The 16,374-nt window shown below is 66.7% G+C and carries 14 protein-coding genes; 12 read left to right on the forward strand and 2 right to left on the reverse strand.

Annotation, left to right across the window (positions count from 1 at the left end; all coding sequences use genetic code 11):
• The first annotated feature begins 474 nt into the window (after window positions 1–474).
• On the forward strand, window positions 475–1,833 hold the full coding sequence (locus tag Q4A20_RS13275; protein WP_303123668.1) for a M18 family aminopeptidase: 1,359 nt from the start codon (window positions 475–477) through the stop codon (window positions 1,831–1,833).
• Between the two features lie 14 nt (window positions 1,834–1,847).
• On the opposite strand, the gene Q4A20_RS13280 is transcribed toward Q4A20_RS13275, so the two are convergent.
• Window positions 1,848–2,963 (reverse strand): NADH:flavin oxidoreductase/NADH oxidase, encoded by a 1,116-nt coding sequence (locus Q4A20_RS13280; RefSeq protein WP_303123670.1) that lies wholly within the window; start codon window positions 2,961–2,963, stop codon window positions 1,848–1,850.
• Window positions 2,964–3,069: 106 nt separating this feature from the next.
• Between Q4A20_RS13280 and Q4A20_RS13285 the strand changes: the two genes are divergently transcribed.
• Window positions 3,070–4,017 carry a patatin family protein gene (locus tag Q4A20_RS13285; RefSeq protein WP_303123672.1) on the forward strand — a complete coding sequence of 316 codons (948 nt, stop codon included), beginning with the start codon at window positions 3,070–3,072 and terminating at the stop codon, window positions 4,015–4,017.
• A gap of 221 nt (window positions 4,018–4,238) precedes the next feature.
• The gene (locus Q4A20_RS13290; RefSeq protein ID WP_303123674.1) at window positions 4,239–4,805 is read left to right on the forward strand and encodes an NADPH-dependent FMN reductase; all 567 of its coding nucleotides are present in this window, start codon (window positions 4,239–4,241) and stop codon (window positions 4,803–4,805) included.
• A gap of 124 nt (window positions 4,806–4,929) precedes the next feature.
• Here the strand turns inward: Q4A20_RS13290 and Q4A20_RS13295 are convergent, their stop codons facing one another.
• The gene (locus Q4A20_RS13295; protein ID WP_303123676.1) at window positions 4,930–5,541 is read right to left on the reverse strand and encodes an NUDIX domain-containing protein; all 612 of its coding nucleotides are present in this window, start codon (window positions 5,539–5,541) and stop codon (window positions 4,930–4,932) included.
• 166 nt (window positions 5,542–5,707) lie between these two features.
• Between Q4A20_RS13295 and Q4A20_RS13300 the strand changes: the two genes are divergently transcribed.
• The 9 genes from Q4A20_RS13300 to Q4A20_RS13340 all read left to right on the forward strand — a co-directional run.
• Window positions 5,708–7,039, forward strand: a complete 1,332-nt coding sequence (locus Q4A20_RS13300) for a hypothetical protein (RefSeq protein ID WP_303123678.1) — start codon at window positions 5,708–5,710, stop codon at window positions 7,037–7,039.
• A 291-nt stretch (window positions 7,040–7,330) separates the two neighbouring features.
• Complete coding sequence (locus Q4A20_RS13305) at window positions 7,331–7,930, forward strand: biotin transporter BioY (protein ID WP_303123680.1); 600 nt, start codon at window positions 7,331–7,333, stop codon at window positions 7,928–7,930.
• A 67-nt stretch (window positions 7,931–7,997) separates the two neighbouring features.
• A complete protein-coding gene (locus Q4A20_RS13310; protein ID WP_303123682.1) occupies window positions 7,998–9,002 on the forward strand; it encodes a bile acid:sodium symporter family protein in 1,005 nt (334 codons plus the stop codon).
• Between the two features lie 284 nt (window positions 9,003–9,286).
• Window positions 9,287–10,246, forward strand: coding sequence for an ABC transporter permease (locus tag Q4A20_RS13315; RefSeq protein WP_303123683.1), 960 nt, complete (start codon window positions 9,287–9,289; stop codon window positions 10,244–10,246).
• 50 nt (window positions 10,247–10,296) lie between these two features.
• Window positions 10,297–11,283 (forward strand): ABC transporter permease, encoded by a 987-nt coding sequence (locus Q4A20_RS13320; protein WP_303123690.1) that lies wholly within the window; start codon window positions 10,297–10,299, stop codon window positions 11,281–11,283.
• Entirely contained in the window at window positions 11,280–13,442 is a 2,163-nt protein-coding gene (locus Q4A20_RS13325; protein WP_303123684.1) for an ABC transporter ATP-binding protein, read from the forward strand. Before Q4A20_RS13320 ends, Q4A20_RS13325 begins: the two co-directional genes overlap by 4 nt.
• Window positions 13,443–13,643: 201 nt before the next feature.
• Window positions 13,644–15,341 carry an ABC transporter family substrate-binding protein gene (locus Q4A20_RS13330; protein ID WP_303123685.1) on the forward strand — a complete coding sequence of 566 codons (1,698 nt, stop codon included), beginning with the start codon at window positions 13,644–13,646 and terminating at the stop codon, window positions 15,339–15,341.
• 104 nt (window positions 15,342–15,445) lie between these two features.
• Window positions 15,446–16,000: a PH domain-containing protein gene (locus Q4A20_RS13335; RefSeq protein WP_303123688.1), complete on the forward strand. Its 555-nt coding sequence runs from the start codon at window positions 15,446–15,448 to the stop codon at window positions 15,998–16,000.
• Window positions 16,001–16,282: 282 nt separating this feature from the next.
• The coding region (locus Q4A20_RS13340) for a GTP-binding protein (protein ID WP_303123692.1) at window positions 16,283–16,374 on the forward strand (92 nt) is incomplete at its 3' end.

Genomic DNA, 16,374 nt, shown 5'->3' on the forward strand with positions numbered 1-16,374 from the left:
AGGGAGGTGACCTCGGGGAAGGTGCCGAGCCAGGAGCCCAGGCGCTTGATGGCGGGGAAGTCGATATCGCCGTCGGGGGTGAAGGGGGTGACTGGGGCGGGGTTGAGGCCGCGGAGGTTGGGTACTGGAACGCTCATGTTGGTTCACTTCCTTGGGATCAAGAGCGGATAGCGTCTCCGGGAGCACGATATGAAATCGTTCCCGGGAACGTTTGCAAGAATAGGTGGGCAGGGCCTGATGTGTCCATAGGTCGGAAGGCCCAGGCGGCGGTTGTGCGGTTCTCGGTACGCGGCCAGAGTGATGCTCCTATGGTTGTCAAAATCGGGACAAACGCGTGTGCGAGACCAAACTGCGGCTGACAGATCGTTGGTATCAAGCCGTTTCTCTGTGTACCCGGCGGCGACGGAGCGGCCTTTGTGCCGATTTTGGACACTTTTCGGCAGTGGCGCGGGTGGACTACCCCATACTTGGCTCATGCCGGATCCCGAAACCGCGCTCGTCCTGCGCGACGACGACGCCTACGCCGACTCCATCATCGACTTCCTCACCGCCTCGCCCACCAGCTACCACGCGGCCGCGGAGGTTGCACGCCGTCTGGAAACCGTCGGCCTGACCCCCGTAGATGAGCGCGGGGTCTGGGATGTCGACCTGCCCCGGCGCGGCTACACCCGCCGTGACGGCGCCATCATCGCCTGGCTGCTGCCCGAACACCTGAATGCGGATGCGCGGTTGCGGATTGTCGGCGCCCACACGGACTCGCCCGCGCTGCGGCTCAAACCTCGCGCCGCCATGGTGCGTGAAGGCGTGCAACTGCTGAATGTCGAGGTCTACGGCGGGCCGCTGCTGAACTCCTTCCTGGACCGCGAGCTCGGACTGGCCGGGCGACTGGTCACCCGCGATGGCGCCACCCGCCTGGTGCGCACCGGACCGATTGCCCGCGTCGCCCAGGTCGCCCCCCATCTGGACCGCTCGGTGAACGAATCCCTGCACCTGGATCGGCAGGCTCACCTGCTGCCGCTGTGGACTCTGGCCGATGGTACAGCGGGCGTCGACTCGCTCGCTCCCGCATCAGTCCACCCCGGCCCCGACGCGCCCGAGCGTCACCTCTGCGAACTGGCCGGCATCGACCCCGCAGACCTGGCCTTCAGCGACATACTCACCTACCCCACCGAGCCCCCGGCCCGCTTCGGGCGCCACGGCGAGTTCCTCGCCTCCGCCCGCCTGGACAACCTCTCCTCGGTGCACGCCGCGCTCGTGGCCCTGGAGCAGTTGGCGCGCGCCGACGCGGATGCAGGGATGAGCGACCCGATCGTATTCGTCGCCAACGACCATGAGGAGGTCGGCAGCGGCACCCGCACCGGTGCCGCGGGACCGTTCCTGGAGACCGTGCTGTCCCGCCTCGCCGGCGCCATGGGGATTAGAGACGACGCCTACGCCGCCCTGCTGGCCCGCTCGGTGTGCGTCTCCGCCGACGCCGGCCACGCCGTCCACCCGAATCACCCCCAACTTCATGACCCGGCCGTGCGTCCCGTCCTCGGCGGCGGGCCGCTGCTGAAGATCAACGCCCAGCAGCGCTACGCCACCGACGCCGCGGCGGTGGCTGCCTGGGCGCGGGCCTGTGCTGCGGCGGCGGTGCCCAGCCAGGACTTCGTGTCCAACAACACCGTCCCCTGCGGCACCACGATCGGCCCGCTCACCGCCACCCGCCTGGGCATCTCCACGGTCGACGTCGGCCAGGGGCTGCTGTCGATGCACTCCCAGCGGGAGATGTGCGCCGTCGCCGACGGCGGCCGCCTCGCCCGTGCCCTGCACGCCTACTGGCTGGGCGCCTGAGAGCCGGGCGGCACTCAGCGCCAGGCGCCGCGCCAGTACTGGATCGGCAGATGGGCGGCCTGCCAGTCGTTGACGCCCAGCTCGTGGGTCCAGCGCACCGGCAGGTACGGGTCACGCAAGGCGGCCCGACCCGTGGCGACGGCGTCGGCCAGGCCGGCCACCAGGATCTGCTCGGCCTGCAAGCCGGAGTCGATGATGCCGACCGTGACCACCTGCGGCTGTCCACCGCCAGGCGTCGTCATCCCCGCCACGGCCCGCTTGACCTGGGCGGCAAAGGGCACCTGGTAACCGGGGCCGGCCGGCACCTTCGTGGGTGCATTCCCGCCGGTGGACACGTGCAGCACATCCACCCCGGCCTGAACCAGCTGCCGGGCCAGTGCGGCGGTGTCCTCCCCGGTGATTCCGCCCTCGGCCCAATCGGTCGCCGACAGGCGGATGTCCAGGACCTTGTCATCTCCGATGGCCTCACGCACCGCCCGGGCCACCTCCAGGACGAAACGGCGTCGTCCCTCGTCCGAGCCGCCGTAGGCGTCGGTGCGGATATTGGACAGCGGTGAGAGGAACTCGTGGATCAGGTAGCCGTGGGCACCGTGCAGCTCGATCACGTCGTAACCGGCTGCGACGGCGCGGCGGGCGGCGTCGGCGAAGGCCTGGACGGTGTCCGCGATCTCCGCGGTTGTCAGCGCCTGCGGCGTGGCGTGCTCGGGGTAGGGCACGGCGCTGGGCGCCACCAGTTCCCATCCGGGCAGGGTGCCCGTGCGTGAGCCTTCCACGTCGGGGCGCCACGGCGGCGTGCCCGCCTTGCGCCCGCCGTGACCGAGTTGCACGCCGGCCAGTGCGCCGCCGATGTGGATGGCCTCCACCAGGTAGTGATGTCCTTTAATCTGGGAGTCGTCCCACAGGCCCAGGTCGTTGGGGGACAGGCGCCCCTCGGGGGTTACGGCACTGGCCTCGACGATGATCGTGCCGAATCCGCCCTGGGCGCGGGTGCCGTAGTGCAGCACATGCCAGTTGCCGGGGCAGCCGTCCTCGGCGGTGACCGAGTACATGCACATGGGTGGGAGCCATAGGCGATTGCGGGCGGTGAGTCCCCGCATGGTCAGGGAATCTAATAACAAGGGATGTGCCATGAGTCAACGCTACGCGACACGGCCGTAATCCGTAAGGGGGCAATAAGGGGTAATGCGGTCTGGATCACTGCCGGCCGCTCCCGCGGCTCGTTAGCCTTGAACCATCATGACCACCACGATCCTCGCCCCCGCCCGTACCGTTCCCTTCGGCGACCCCGCTCATGAGCCCGCTCCGATCACTCGGCGCGTCGACGGTGTGGCCCTAGTCTTCGAGGGCGGCGGTATGCGCGGCACCTACACGGCCGCCCTGGTGCAGGTGTTGCTGGAGCAGGGCCTGTTCTTCCCGTGGGTGGGTGGCATATCCGCCGGGTCGACGAATACCGCGAACATGGTCTCCCGCGACCTGTGGCGTACCCGCGAGGCCTTCGTCGGGCTCACCACCGACCCGGACGCCGGTGGCTGGGGCAGTTTCGCTCGCGGGCGCGGCTACTTCAACTCCGAACACATCTACCAGCACACGTCCCTGCCGGGCGAGTTGATCCCCTTCGACTGGGAGACCTTCAAGGCCTCCGAGGCGACCGTGCGCATCGGCTCCTTCCGCTGCGACACCGGCGAGGAGGTCTACTGGGGTCTGGAGGACATGGGGATTCTGAACGACCTGCTGGTGCGTTGCCAGGCCTCCTCCTCCATGCCGGTGCTCATGCCCACCGTCTATATCGACGACGTGCCGTATCTTGACGGCGCCCTCGGCCCCACCGGCGGTTTCGCCACTGACGCCGCCGCGGCGGACGGTTACGAGCGCATGCTGGTGGTCTCCACCCGCCCGGCCGGCTACCGCAAGCCCGCCGAGAAGCGTGCAGCCGCCTACCGGCGCATGTTCCGCAAGCAGCCCGAGGTGGCCGAGGCGATCATTAACCGGCCCGACGCCTACAACCGGACCATTCAGGAGCTGGAACAGGGGCGCCGTGAGGGGCGTGTCTATTTGTTCCAGCCCGACCGCATGGCGATTGAGAACGGTGAATTGCGCTACGACCGCGTGGTCGGCGCCTACGAGGCCGGATTGGTGCAGGCGCGCCGGGAGCTGCCGGACATCCTGGAGTTTCTCGGAGTCTGAGACGCGGAGACGCCGATTGCCGGCCGAGACCGCTCGCGCGGTTCATCACCGTTCGGCGGTTGGCGGTGCTTGGCGGTTGTCGGTGCGCGACGCCGCCCCGCCATAACGCGGCTGTGATGATGTCTACGTTCGGTTTCACTAGTCGCGGGGTCGGTTGCCGTGTTGAGTTGGGGCTGCACCGCCCGGACCCGAGCGGTAGCGCCGTCTGAAGGGAGCATTGCATGACCACTAAACCCAAGATCGGGATCGTCCTTGGATCGGTGCGGGAGGTTCGCCTGGGTGAGCAGATCGCCGAATGGGTGTTGGAGCACGCGCGCGCCCGCGGCGACGCCGACTACTCCATCATTGATGTCAAGTCCTTCGACCTCCCTCTGTTCACCTCGCAGGTCCCGCCAATGATGGCGAACAAGCAGTATGACGATCCGCGGGTCCAGGCCTGGTCCGATGCCATCGACTCCCAGGACGGCTTCGTGTTCGTCACCTCCGAGTACGACCATGGGATCCCCGGCGCCTTCAAGAACGCAACCGACCATCTCTTCTCCGAGTTTCAGAGCAAGACCGTCGGCTTCGTCGGGTATTCCGGGGACGGCGCCATTCGTGCGGTCGAGCAATGGCGTACGGTGCTGGGCAGCTGGAGCATGCACGCGGTCTTCCCCGCCGTGCAACTGATGTTGTACACCGACGCGTCGGCGGACATGAGTACCTTCACCCCCGCCGATCTGCGTGACGGTGAGCTCGCGGCCACCCTCGACGCCGTGGTCGCCTCCATCAACGCGCGCAGGGCGTGACAGATCGTCGGCCCGCCGCGGTGTCGGACCGGAATCCCGGGAGAGCCCGGCCTTGATGCGGTGCGCGGACACGGTCCGCGCACCGCCCGAGTTTTGCGTCCTGTCCCGCAACGCCGGGCGTGCGTCAGTGTTGGGCGAATCCGAAGGTTGTGATTGCCGGGGCAGGCCGCCCGGTGTCGAGTGCCGCCGTCAGAAGCCGCAGTGCCGCGAACTCATGCGGGGGTATCGGATCGGGCAGCGCGTCGAGCGCGAACCATTCCAGGCCGCCGCATTTGGCGGGCTCCCTGATGGTGGGGGTGCCCTGCCAGCGGGTGAGAGTGAAGAAGAAGTCAACGCGCTGCTCCAGCGCCGGCCCGCCTACCGCGTTGGAGCGGTGTATGGCGGTCAGCGGTGCCAGGTCGCCGGGTTCGAGGATTATGTCCAGCTCCTCGGCGCCCTCCCGCACGGCCGTCGCGGTCACTGGTTCGCCGGGCTCGACGTGCCCGGCGATGCCGGCGGCCCAATGGTCGTCCATGAATCCGGTGTTGCGGCGCAGTTGCAGCAGCACTTCCGTGCTTGCGGAGTTGGACATGCGGGACGGGATGTCGGATGTGGCACCGGACCAGTTCGGGCCGGTGCCGAGTGCGGGCCTGGCGGCGTGCTCATGCGGACGTAGCAGCAGCACATAGGCGGCGGGTACCAGTGCGAAGGGCGGGGTGGTGCTGACGGGGCCGGTAGGGCGTGGGTGTGGGGGCATGACCGCACGCTAGCGCGTCCACTACACCAGTCATAAGACATCCACAGACGGGTCATATCTACGGCTGACACACTGGCGTGTGACGAGAACGAACGGAGTCGGCGCTTCCGGTAGGGAGTGCGGCGTTCCAGTCGTCACCTCGAGAACCACACCTGAAGGAGACACTGTGCAACCCATTCGCTTGACCGACCACCGCGCCGACTCTAGCGACGTCACTAACGGTACCCACTGGCTCATGCGGCGGCGCTCTGTACTGCTGGGTGGTGTTGGCCTGGGCGCCCTGTCAGCCTGTGGCGGCGCCGGTACTTCCACGTCCTCGGCAACCGTGGACTCGGTTGTGGTGCCCGCTGCGGCGGCCACAGACACACGGACCTCCGCTGCTGCAGTCACCGGCCCCGAGTATCACGAGGCCTCCGACTCCAACACCGCGTTGTATGCCGGTTCCTGGACCGGCTCGATCGGCGACAAGGAGGTCGCTCTTGCCGGCGCCTACCTGGTTGACGGCATCACGGCCACCATCGATGGCGGCACCTTCGAGTCCACAAACAGCGACGAGACCGTCTTTCTGGTCGTCAATGGCGGTAGCCTCACCGTCACCAACGCCCGCGTGAGCAAGTCCGGCGACGCCTCCACCAATGGCGAGCACGGCGTGGACGACTCCTACAGCTTCTACGGTCTCAACTCGGCCGTTGTAGTAGTGGGTGAGGGCAGCAGCGTAACCATCGATCAGACCACGCTGACCACCGACGCCTCCGGCGCGAACGCCGTGGTCGCAACCGGCGGCGCCGGTGCCACCATCACAGCCAGCGCCATCGCCACCACTGGGGAGTCCTCCCGCGGCCTGCACGCCACCTACGCCGGGACGATCACCGGCGCCGACCTGACCATCGCCACCGAGGGGGCCCACTGCGCCGCCGTCGCCACCGACCGCGGCTCCGGCACCGTGACGGTGGATGGTACCAACGCCTTCACTACCGCCGGTGATGGCTCGCCCTGCATCTACTCCACCGGTCAGATCACCGTCTCCGGTTTGACCGGCACCTCCGGCCAGGGGCAGGCGATCGTGGTGGAGGGCAAGAATCACGCCACCGTCTCCGAGTCGACCTTCACCACTGACTCCGAGACCGGCGGCGTCATGCTGTATCAGTCCATGTCCGGTGACGCCGCCGATTCCGATGCTGCCACCGAGGTCTCCAGCCTCGCGCTGAAGAACGTGTCGCTCACCTGCAGCCGGGAGGTGCCGATCCTTTATGTCACCAATACCACTGCCGAGGCCACACTAACCGATTGCACGTTGGAGACCTCCGGCGGGCTGGCCACGGCCGACGAGGACCGTTGGGGTAACTCCGGCTCCAACGGCGGCACCCTGACCCTCACCCTGGACGGAACCAGCTTCGAGGGTGCCGTCACCGCCGGCGGGTCCTCCGCCATCGTCATAAACGCCACTAACGGTGGGGCCGCGACCGGCACTACCACGGGAGATGTCACTGTCTCCTGAGTCTGCGGCTCGTGGGCTGCCTCGGTGATGCGGGCGTAGCTTCCCCGGAATCATGCGCTCCGACGCGGTGTAAGGGTGCTCCTTGCGAGCAAAAGTGCTGCATTCTGTGACACGCGCTCCTCGTCTCGCCGCCGCGGTAGGCCACAAGTGCCGGTCTGGGTGGGGGAGGGCAAGGGCGCGGTGGGCGGGTCGATTGATGTGGAGTCTTGGAGGATTCCCACAAGTTGTGTTCGTGGATCCCGGCGGCAAACGGCGGTGCGCCGCCGAGGTCGTGGCGCCTACGGTGAGGACATGAGCACTAACCCGCCTGCCGCGGTCCGCGTCGAGTCCGCTTCGGTCACCACCACCTCCCTGGCCCGTCGTGCCGCACGCGAGGCGATGCTCATCCTTGGGGGAGCCGCCGCCATCGCCCTGATCGGTCAGATCGCCCTGCCCCTGCCCTTCACCCCGGTGCCGGTGACTCTCGGCACATTGGCGGCGCTCGCTGTGGGCGGAGTCCTCGGTTCCCGCCGCGGCCTGGCGGCCGTGGCGCTGTTCGCCGGCTCGGCGGCGCTCGGAGCGCCCGTGCTGGCGGGTTGGACCGGAGGCGTCACCGCATCCTTCGGCTACGTGCTCGGCTACGGGCTGGCGGCGCTACTGGCCGGCCGGGCCGCGGCGATCCCCGTCAACCGTGGCAAGGCCGCGAAGGCCGTGCGTGCAGCGGCGCTGCGGGTGGGCCTCATGCTTGCCGCCTCCGCGCTGGTGTACGTACCCGGGCTGGTCTGGCTTCACGCCGCCACCGGTGCCTCCTGGAGTGCCACCTTCGCCATGGGGTTGGCGCCCTTCGTGATTGGTGACCTGCTCAAGTCTCTGGCGGCCGCCCTGCTGCGCCGCCCGGCCGTGCTGCGCTGACGCGCTGCGCGATCGGGTTTCCGAGAACACCTGTCTGCATGGCAGTCGGCGGCGATAGGACTGCACCATGACCTCTCCGGCAGATTCCCCCAGTTCCTACAAGCAGGCCGACTCCCGGCCCGCATCTGCGAAGCGTGGCGGTGAGGACCGCTCCGCCTATATCGCCGTCACCGTCTTCCCGCTGCTCATCCTGTTGGCCTTCGGCGCTGCGATGGCCGCCCCTGAGGCCCTCAGTCCGCTGGCGGCCGGCACCAACTATGCCCTGGGCATCATCATGTTCGGCATGGGCCTGACCCTGACGGTGCCCGACTTCGCCCTGGTAGTGCGCCGCCCCCTGCCGGTGCTGGTGGGCGTGGCCGCCCAGTTCGTGGTCATGCCCGTCATCGCCTGGACGCTCACCCGCATCTTCCAGCTGGACCCGGCTTTGGCCGCCGGCGTCATCCTGGTCGGCTGCGCCCCAGGCGGCACCTCCTCCAACGTCATCTCATACCTGTCCCGCGGTGATGTAGCCCTGTCGGTGACCATGACGTCGATCTCGACGCTGCTGGCCCCGATCATGACACCGCTGCTGACCCAGTGGCTGGCCGGCCAGTACCTGCCCGTGGACGGTCGCTCCATGGCGCTGTCGATCGTCAAGATCGTGTTGGTGCCCGTAATCGGCGGCCTGGTGATCCGTGCGCTCATGGGCCGGTTTGTGGCGCCGCTGCTGCCGATCATGCCCTGGGTATCGGTGCTCGGCATCTGCTATGTGGTGATCGCCGTGGTCTCCGGCTCCGCCGACAGACTCGCCTCCGCTGGGGCACTGGTGCTGGCGGCGGTCGCTCTGCACAACTGCCTGGGCTACCTGCTCGGCTACCTCTTCGGCCGGCTGGCCAGCTGCGACGAGAGGGCTTCGCGCACCACCGCCATTGAGGTCGGCATGCAGAACTCCGGGCTGGCGGCCGGGCTGGCCGCGCAGTACTTCAGCCCGGAGGCAGCCCTGCCCGGCGCCGTCTTCTCCATCTGGCACAACCTCTCCGGTGCTCTGGTGGCCGTCCTGTTCCGTCGTCGGGATGCTCACGCGATGAACTGATGGGCTCTGCCTGCGACCGTTGATGTCGGTGCCGCACGGACGGGGTGTGGCGGAGGTTACTCTGACGCCGTTGTTCTCGGTTATGTGCCGCTACCGACGAGCATGGTGCTCCGGGGTCGCTTCTCGGGTGTCGGGTTTGTTTCGAAATGCGGGTATCGTGAGATGGTCCGTTCGGCTCGGGGTCCCCTGCGGGTGGCCGCGTCCGGGCGGTACGTCCGTAGCCGCACCGGAACTGGCCCCATGCCAGGTCACGGCCTCCGGCGGCCCGCCGAAGAGAAGACTGCATGTTTCCGTACCTAATGCGCAGGCTCGCGAACTACGCGCTCCTGTTGTTCATAGCGACGTCGCTGGCGTACTTGCTGGCATCGGCGTCATTGGACCCCGCCAACAACTGGAACCGCGAGGACCCGACACTGAACTGGGATGCGATCAACGCCGCTCTCGTCCAGTACAACATCAGCTCAGACCTGCCGGTATGGAGCCGCTACGTCACCTGGCTCCGTGAGGTGGTCACGTCCTGGAACTGGGGCGTCACCCCGAAGGGTGAGTCGGTCAACGCGCTGCTGGGAACGAAGATCGCCGTGTCGGTCCGACTGGTATTCATGGGCGCGGTGATCGGCATGGTCGGCGGTGTGGCCCTCGGGGCGTGGACCGCTACCCGGCAGTACAAGCTGTCTGATCGGGCGGTGTCACTGCTTGCCATGATCGTGATCTCAACGCCGGCTATGGTGCTGGCTATCCTCCTGCAGGTGCTCGCCGTCCACATCAACCGGACCACCGGCTACCAGATCTTCGAGTTCACCGGTGAGGGCGAGGGCTTTCTGGGGCGCGCCCAGCACTTGCTGCTACCCACGCTCTCGATGTCCCTGGGATCGATTGCCTCCTACTCGCGCTACCAGCGCAACCTCATGCTGGACACCCTAGGCGCCGACTACGTACGGACGGCCCGCGCCAAGGGCCTGCGCAAGCACCAGGCCGCCACCCGCCACGCCCTGCGCACCGCCCTGATCCCCATGGCCACCTACTTCGCCTTCGCCATGGCCGGACTGTTCACAGGCGCGGTCATCACCGAGCGTGTCTACGGATGGCACGGCATGGGCGAGTACTCCATCAGCTCGATCTCGAGCTACGACATCAACGGGGTGACTGCGGTGGTCGCATTCTCCGGCCTGTGCACATTGACCGGCGCGTTGCTGTCCGACGTCTTCGTCGCCATCGTCGACCCACGGGTGAGAGTGAGCTGATCGACATGCATGACTCGACTCGCAATCCGTCCGGTGCCGTCCACCGCGGCATGGATTCCATCGCCAAGACGGCCGCCGGCGGCGGCCAGTCCGCCATGGACCAGCCCGGGCAGGCCCCGCTGACAACCGCGGACTCCGGGAACCTCGTCGAGGAGGACCCCAAGGAGTCCAAGCGGCTCACTCGCGGGCGCATCATTCTGCGCCGTTTCCTGCGTAACCGGACCGCTGTATTCGGTGCCGTCGGCATCCTGGCCCTCGCACTGATGGCGATCTTAGGCAACCATGTTGGCCAGTGGTCCTTCACCGACGTCGACTCGAAGGCCTTCCTCCAGCCGCCCAGTGCCTCCCACTGGTTCGGCACCACGCAGGGCGGGCGGGACGTGTTCGCCATGGTCGTCGAGGGCACGCGGAAGTCGATGATGATCGGGGTGTTCGTGGCCCTGCTGCAGACCAGCATTGCTGCGATCATCGGTTCCTCCGCCGCGTATTTCGGCGGCTGGTGGGAGAAGATCGCCCTGTGGGCCACCGACCTACTCCTGGTGGTGCCCTCCTTCCTCATCATCGCCATCCTGTCCCAGAAGGCCGGGGCCGCCAAGGGGTCAACCGTCCTGCTGATCGTGCTGTTGGCAGGATTCGGCTGGATGCTCACCGCGCGTGTGGTGCGCTCGCTGACCCTCAGCGTGAAGAACCTCGACTACGTCAATGCGGCGCGCTTCATGAACGTGCCCAGTCCCGTAATCATCGTTCGCCACATCATCCCCAACATCGCCTCGCTGCTGATCGTCGACGCCACCCTCAACGTCGCCTACGCGGTTCTCAGCGAGACGACGCTGTCATATTTCGGCTTCGGAGTGCAGGCACCGAACACCTCCTTGGGCACACTGATTGCGGAGGGGCAACGCTCCGCAACCACATACCCGTGGATCTTCCTTGCGCCCGCAACGGTGCTGGTGTTCATGCTCGTATGCGTCAACTTCATGGGCGATGGGCTGCGTGACGCCATCGACCCCTCGTCCAAGTCCGGAGGCAAGGCATGAGCGCAACACGACGCAACCGGGGTACGGCCCCCATATCGCAGGAGTTGCCGGCTCGGGAGGCTGACGCCCCGCTGCTGGAGATCGACGACTTGCGTGTCTCCTTCCCCTCCGAGGACGGCCGGGTCCATGCGGTGCGTGGTATTGACCTGACTGTCAGGCGCGGAGAGGTGCTTGCCCTCGTCGGGGAGTCGGGCTCCGGCAAGTCGGTTACCTCGACGGCGGTCATGGGGCTGCTCGATGAGACCGCGGACATCTCCGGTTCGGTGCGTCTGTACGGAACCGAGCTGCTCGGACGCAGCGACGAGTACATGTCCAAGATCAGAGGCACCCAGGTGTCCATGGTCTTCCAGGACCCGCTGTCCGCCCTCACGCCCGTGTACACGGTGGGGGACCAGATCGTCGAGGCGCTGAAGGTCCACAACCCGGACATGCCCGACGCCGACGCCAACAAGCGGGCAGTGGAGCTGCTGGACCTGGTGGGCATCCCCAATCCGGAGGTGCGGTCCAAGGCCTATCCGCACGAGTTCTCCGGCGGGATGCGGCAGCGTGCCGTCATCGCCATCGCCATCGCCAACAATCCCGACCTGATCATCGCCGACGAGCCCACCACGGCGCTGGACGTGACCATCCAGGCGCAGATCCTCGACGTGCTGCGCACAGCGCAAAAGGAGACCGGCGCCGGCGTCATCATGATCACCCATGACCTGGGGGTCGTGGCCGGCATGGCCGACCGCGTCGCCGTCATGTATGCGGGGCGAGTCGTGGAGACCGGCAGCGTGGATGACATCTTCTACCGCTCCCGCATGCCCTACACGATCGGGCTGCTCGGGGCGCTGCCCCGCCTGGACGCCAAGAAGGACTCCGCCCTGGCAACCCTTGAAGGTGTGCCACCCTCGCTACTGGAGGTGCCCGCCGGCTGCCCATTCGCACCCCGCTGCCCCATGGCGGCTGCGGAGTGCCTCGACGGCGAGCCGGATCTGGTCGCCGTCCGCGACGACGCCGCGGTGTCCCGCCCCACGACCGCTGAGCAGCAGCGGTCCGCCTGCCGACGCCTCCCGGAGATCGAGAAGAACAACCTCGACTACACGGACATCTTCCCGGTCCCTGCGCTCAAGACCGCCGATGTCATGAGCCTGCCCCACCCGCAGCGCCCCGAGGTGCTGCGGGTAGAAGGCCTGGTGAAGGAGTTCCCCCTGATGAAGGGCGCCGTGTTCAAGCGGCGCGTCGGCACCGTGCATGCGGTGGACGGCATCTCCTTCGACGTGCGGGAGGGGGAGACCCTCGCAATCGTTGGCGAGTCCGGCTGCGGCAAGACCACCACGCTCATGGAGGTGCTTAATCTGCAGGCGCCGCAGGACGGCAAGATCGTGGTCCTCGGCAGGGATGCCGCGGCAATCCGGCGTGCGGAGCGTAAGCGGATCCGTCGCGACTTGCAGGTCGTCTTCCAGGACCCGATGGCGTCACTGGATCCGCGCCTGCCCATTTTCGACATCATCGCCGAGCCGCTGCGGGCCAACGGCTGGAGCAAGCAGCAGGTCGGCCCGCGCGTTGAGGAGCTCATGGAGCTGGTGGGGCTTGAACCGAGCCACGCCAACCGCTACCCCCGCAACTTCTCCGGCGGGCAGCGCCAGCGCATCGGCATCGCCCGGGCGCTCGCGCTCGAGCCGAAGCTGCTCGTGCTGGACGAGCCGGTGTCCGCCCTGGACGTGTCCATTCAGGCGGGGGTGATCAACCTCCTCGACGAGTTGCGTGCCACCATGGGGCTCAGCTACCTGTTCGTGGCCCACGACCTGTCCGTGGTGCGGCACATAGCCGACCGCGTGGCCGTCATGTATCTGGGCAAGATCGTGGAGATCGGTGACGTCGACGCGGTCTTCTCCGCGCCCGCCCACCCGTACACGCAGGCGCTGCTATCGGCCATCCCCATCCCTGATCCGGTCAAGGAGCGCACCCGCAGCCGCATCATCCTGGAGGGCGATCTGCCTTCCCCCGCCAACCCGCCTTCGGGCTGCCGCTTCCGCACCCGCTGCCCCAAGTTCGCGGGCGAGCTGAACGACGAGCAGAAGCAGTCGTGCCTGGAGCGCATGCCGGACTTTGCCCAGCAGGGTGAGGACCATGAGGTCGCCTGCTACTACCCCGAGCGCACTGCCGTGTTCTGATTTCCTCGGTTCGGAATCAGACCATAGGACAAACCTATTGTGGAAACAAGATGCGATACAATGTGCTTTGCGGTGTCGCAAGTGGGATGCGACTGCGATACGGCAAGGTATGATGCGCGCCATGTCAACGGGGCGGATGTTAAGGCGTCGGAGCTCCGGAGCATCTATCCCTACCGACCGAATTCGAATCGGAGTTTCAACATGAGTATCAACCGTCGTCTGTTCCTGGCCGGCTCGGCCTCTGCGGCAGTCATGGCCGTGCTGGCCGCCTGCGCCAGGACCAGCGAGTCCACCTCGAGTTCAGCCGCTGGCGCGGGCGGCGAGCCCGACTTCGAAGCGGCCATGAACCGCAAGGACCGCGCGGACCTACAGCAGGGCGGCGAGCTCAACTTCGCCATGCAGTCCGCCGTCGCCAACTGGAACAACATGCACGTCAACGGCAACACCGGCGATGTGCGGCTGATCATGGACTTCGTCTCGCCCTATTTCCTCGACTGGGGCGACGACGGCGCACCCACCCCCAATCCTGACTTCTTGACCACCTACGAGGCCGAAGAGGTCGACGGCAAGACCGTGGTCACCATGGGTCTGAACGAGAAGGCCGTCTGGGGCAACGGGCGCCCGATGGACTCCGAGGACATCAAGGCCTCCCTTGCTCACGCCAACGATTCCGAGTACCTGTGGGCCTCTAATGACGGCATCAAGGACGTGGAGTCCGTGGAGATCATAGACGAGCACACCGCCAAGATCACCTTCAAGACGGTCTTCCCGGACTGGACCAGCGCGCTCACAGGCGTGAGCCCGAAGGAACTGATGGCGGACGCCAAGACCTTCAACGAGTCGATGGCGGGTGCGGGCGCTTTCAACAACGACTACTTCGCCGGCCCCTTCAAGATCGATTCCTACAACGAGTCCCAGCAGCTGGTGACCCTGGTCCCCAACGACCTGTGGTGGGGTGAGGCCCCGTTGCTGGACAAGGTCACCTTCCGCGCCCTCGACCCCTCGGCGGAGGCGACCTCCTTCGCCAACAAGGCCATTGACGTCATCGACTACATCTCGTCCGCTGACGTCTACAACCAGGCCACCGGACGCGAGGACGCCGAGATCCGGCAGAACTTCGGCCTGCAGTGGCGCCACTTCACCATCAACGCCGCCTCCGGTCCGCTGGCGGATAAGGCCGTGCGCCAGGCCCTGATGCGCGCCTGTGATCGTGAGGCCATCGCCTCCTCCGACCTGGCGGGGCTGCCGATCGAGATGGACAAGGTCATGCTCGGCAACCGCTTCTTCATGCCCTCCCAGGAGGGCTACCAGGACAACTCCGGTGCCTGGTCCTATGACCCCGAAGCCGCCAAGACGCTCCTGGAGGATGCCGGCTGGGGCGAGGGCGATGACGGCATCCGGGTCAAGGACGGACAGCGGTTGTCCTTCACCTACATCATTCCGTCCGGTACTCCGACCACGGAGAATGAGGGCAACCTCCTGCAGAGCCAGTTGAAGGAGGTGGGTATGGAGATGAAGCTCTCTACCGTGGAGTCGGATAAGTACTTCTCCGAGTACGTCAACGCCAAGAATTACGAGATCACCGCGTTCACTTGGCAGAAGACCCAGTACCCGCTGGCCAACATCGGTCAGATCTACGGCACCGGCTCGGAGTCGAATTTCACCTCCCAGTCCATCCCCGAGATCGACGACTACATCGCGAAGATCGCCTCGACGATGGATGAGGACGAGCGCGCCAGCATGGCCAACGAGTGTGATGCCCTCATTTGGGAGAACGTCATGAACGTGCCCATCTACCAGCGCATGCAGTTCACTGCAGTCCCGAAGAACCTGGCGAACTTCGGGGCCAAGGGGCTGGCCTCCTACCGTCCCGAGAACATCGGCTACGTAGCCGAGTAAGGGAGCCAGGGGCTTTGCCCACGGTCGTAGTCCGCTCTTTGCCAGGTCGTGTCGGCACTCTGCTAACGGGTGCCGGCACGGCCTGGGCCGTTATTACGGTCTGGTTGGTCGACGGCACCCGCAACGGGCTGCAAGCCCTGGGCTGCGGCCTGTTCCTGATGCTTGCGGTTTGGTGTTTGTGGTGGGCGCCGCAGCTCATTGTCGCAGACGCCGGCATCACCGTGCGCAACGCGTGGCGCACCTATCTTTTCGACTGGGATGAGGTGGATTCCTGCCGCACTCGCTGGGGACTGGAGGTCATCACCAGATCCGGCCATGTGGCTAAGGTCTCCGCCGCGCAGCGTGCAGGTGGGTTGTCCACATCCTTCCGCAGACGCCAGGAGTTGCGGGAGCGAGAGCTAGTCGGTTCACGCTGCACGGAGCATGATGCCCGTGTGCGCCGCGAAGTGCCAGAGGAGTACCTGGGAGAGAGCGACTCTGTTTTTCGCGCGCACCTGGATGCCGATACTGCGGGTGACCTCCTCCTTGCCTATAAGGAACGACGTGTGCGGGGCGCCGCTTCCAGGCCAAGTACGGGCCGGTTCGGCTCGCGATGGAACCCGCTGCCCGTATGCGTCGCAATCGCGGCTGCCTGCGCATTGCTGGCGGGGACGCTCTGAGCCGCGCCGACCGCTCGGCGTCCAGGAGCGCCGAGGCCGGTTCGGTCCGGCGCCGAACACGCGGCGCCCGGCGGTGTCGCGGCCGCTTCCCGGCGCCCACCCTGTCGACGTCGAGGAGGGGAACATACGCCGTCCCGGTCCCCGTCGGATCACGGGGAAGTAGAGGTGAGCGGCCGCACAGGCCGTATGTCGCGCCTGTCATGGTCGGGCGGAGCCGTTACCCGGTACCCTGCCTTAGTTTGTGCGCCCGCGGGTGCTTACCAAATGGAGGAATCAGCCCATATGACCGTGCGCCAGGACCTGCGCAACGTCGCCATCGTCGCCCACGTCGACCACGGCAAGACCACCCTCGTCGACGCGATGCTCTGGGAGGC

The organism is Actinomyces sp. (assembly GCF_030530635.1).
GTDB lineage: Bacteria > Actinomycetota > Actinomycetes > Actinomycetales > Actinomycetaceae > Actinomyces.

Excerpts from the sequence above, each read along its gene's own strand:
- Q4A20_RS13285 (WP_303123672.1), top strand. The coding sequence starts at position 3,070 with ATGACCACCACGATCCTCGCCCCCGCCCGTACCGTTCCCTTCGGCGAC.
- Q4A20_RS13295 (WP_303123676.1), bottom strand. The coding sequence starts at position 5,541 with ATGCCCCCACACCCACGCCCTACCGGCCCCGTCAGCACCACCCCGCCC.
- Q4A20_RS13310 (WP_303123682.1), top strand. The coding sequence starts at position 7,998 with ATGACCTCTCCGGCAGATTCCCCCAGTTCCTACAAGCAGGCCGACTCC.
- Q4A20_RS13275 (WP_303123668.1), top strand. The coding sequence starts at position 475 with ATGCCGGATCCCGAAACCGCGCTCGTCCTGCGCGACGACGACGCCTAC.
- Q4A20_RS13280 (WP_303123670.1), bottom strand. The coding sequence starts at position 2,963 with ATGGCACATCCCTTGTTATTAGATTCCCTGACCATGCGGGGACTCACC.
- Q4A20_RS13320 (WP_303123690.1), top strand. The coding sequence starts at position 10,297 with ATGGATTCCATCGCCAAGACGGCCGCCGGCGGCGGCCAGTCCGCCATG.
- Q4A20_RS13305 (WP_303123680.1), top strand. The coding sequence starts at position 7,331 with ATGAGCACTAACCCGCCTGCCGCGGTCCGCGTCGAGTCCGCTTCGGTC.
- Q4A20_RS13315 (WP_303123683.1), top strand. The coding sequence starts at position 9,287 with ATGTTTCCGTACCTAATGCGCAGGCTCGCGAACTACGCGCTCCTGTTG.
- Q4A20_RS13325 (WP_303123684.1), top strand. The coding sequence starts at position 11,280 with ATGAGCGCAACACGACGCAACCGGGGTACGGCCCCCATATCGCAGGAG.
- Q4A20_RS13290 (WP_303123674.1), top strand. The coding sequence starts at position 4,239 with ATGACCACTAAACCCAAGATCGGGATCGTCCTTGGATCGGTGCGGGAG.
- Q4A20_RS13330 (WP_303123685.1), top strand. The coding sequence starts at position 13,644 with ATGAGTATCAACCGTCGTCTGTTCCTGGCCGGCTCGGCCTCTGCGGCA.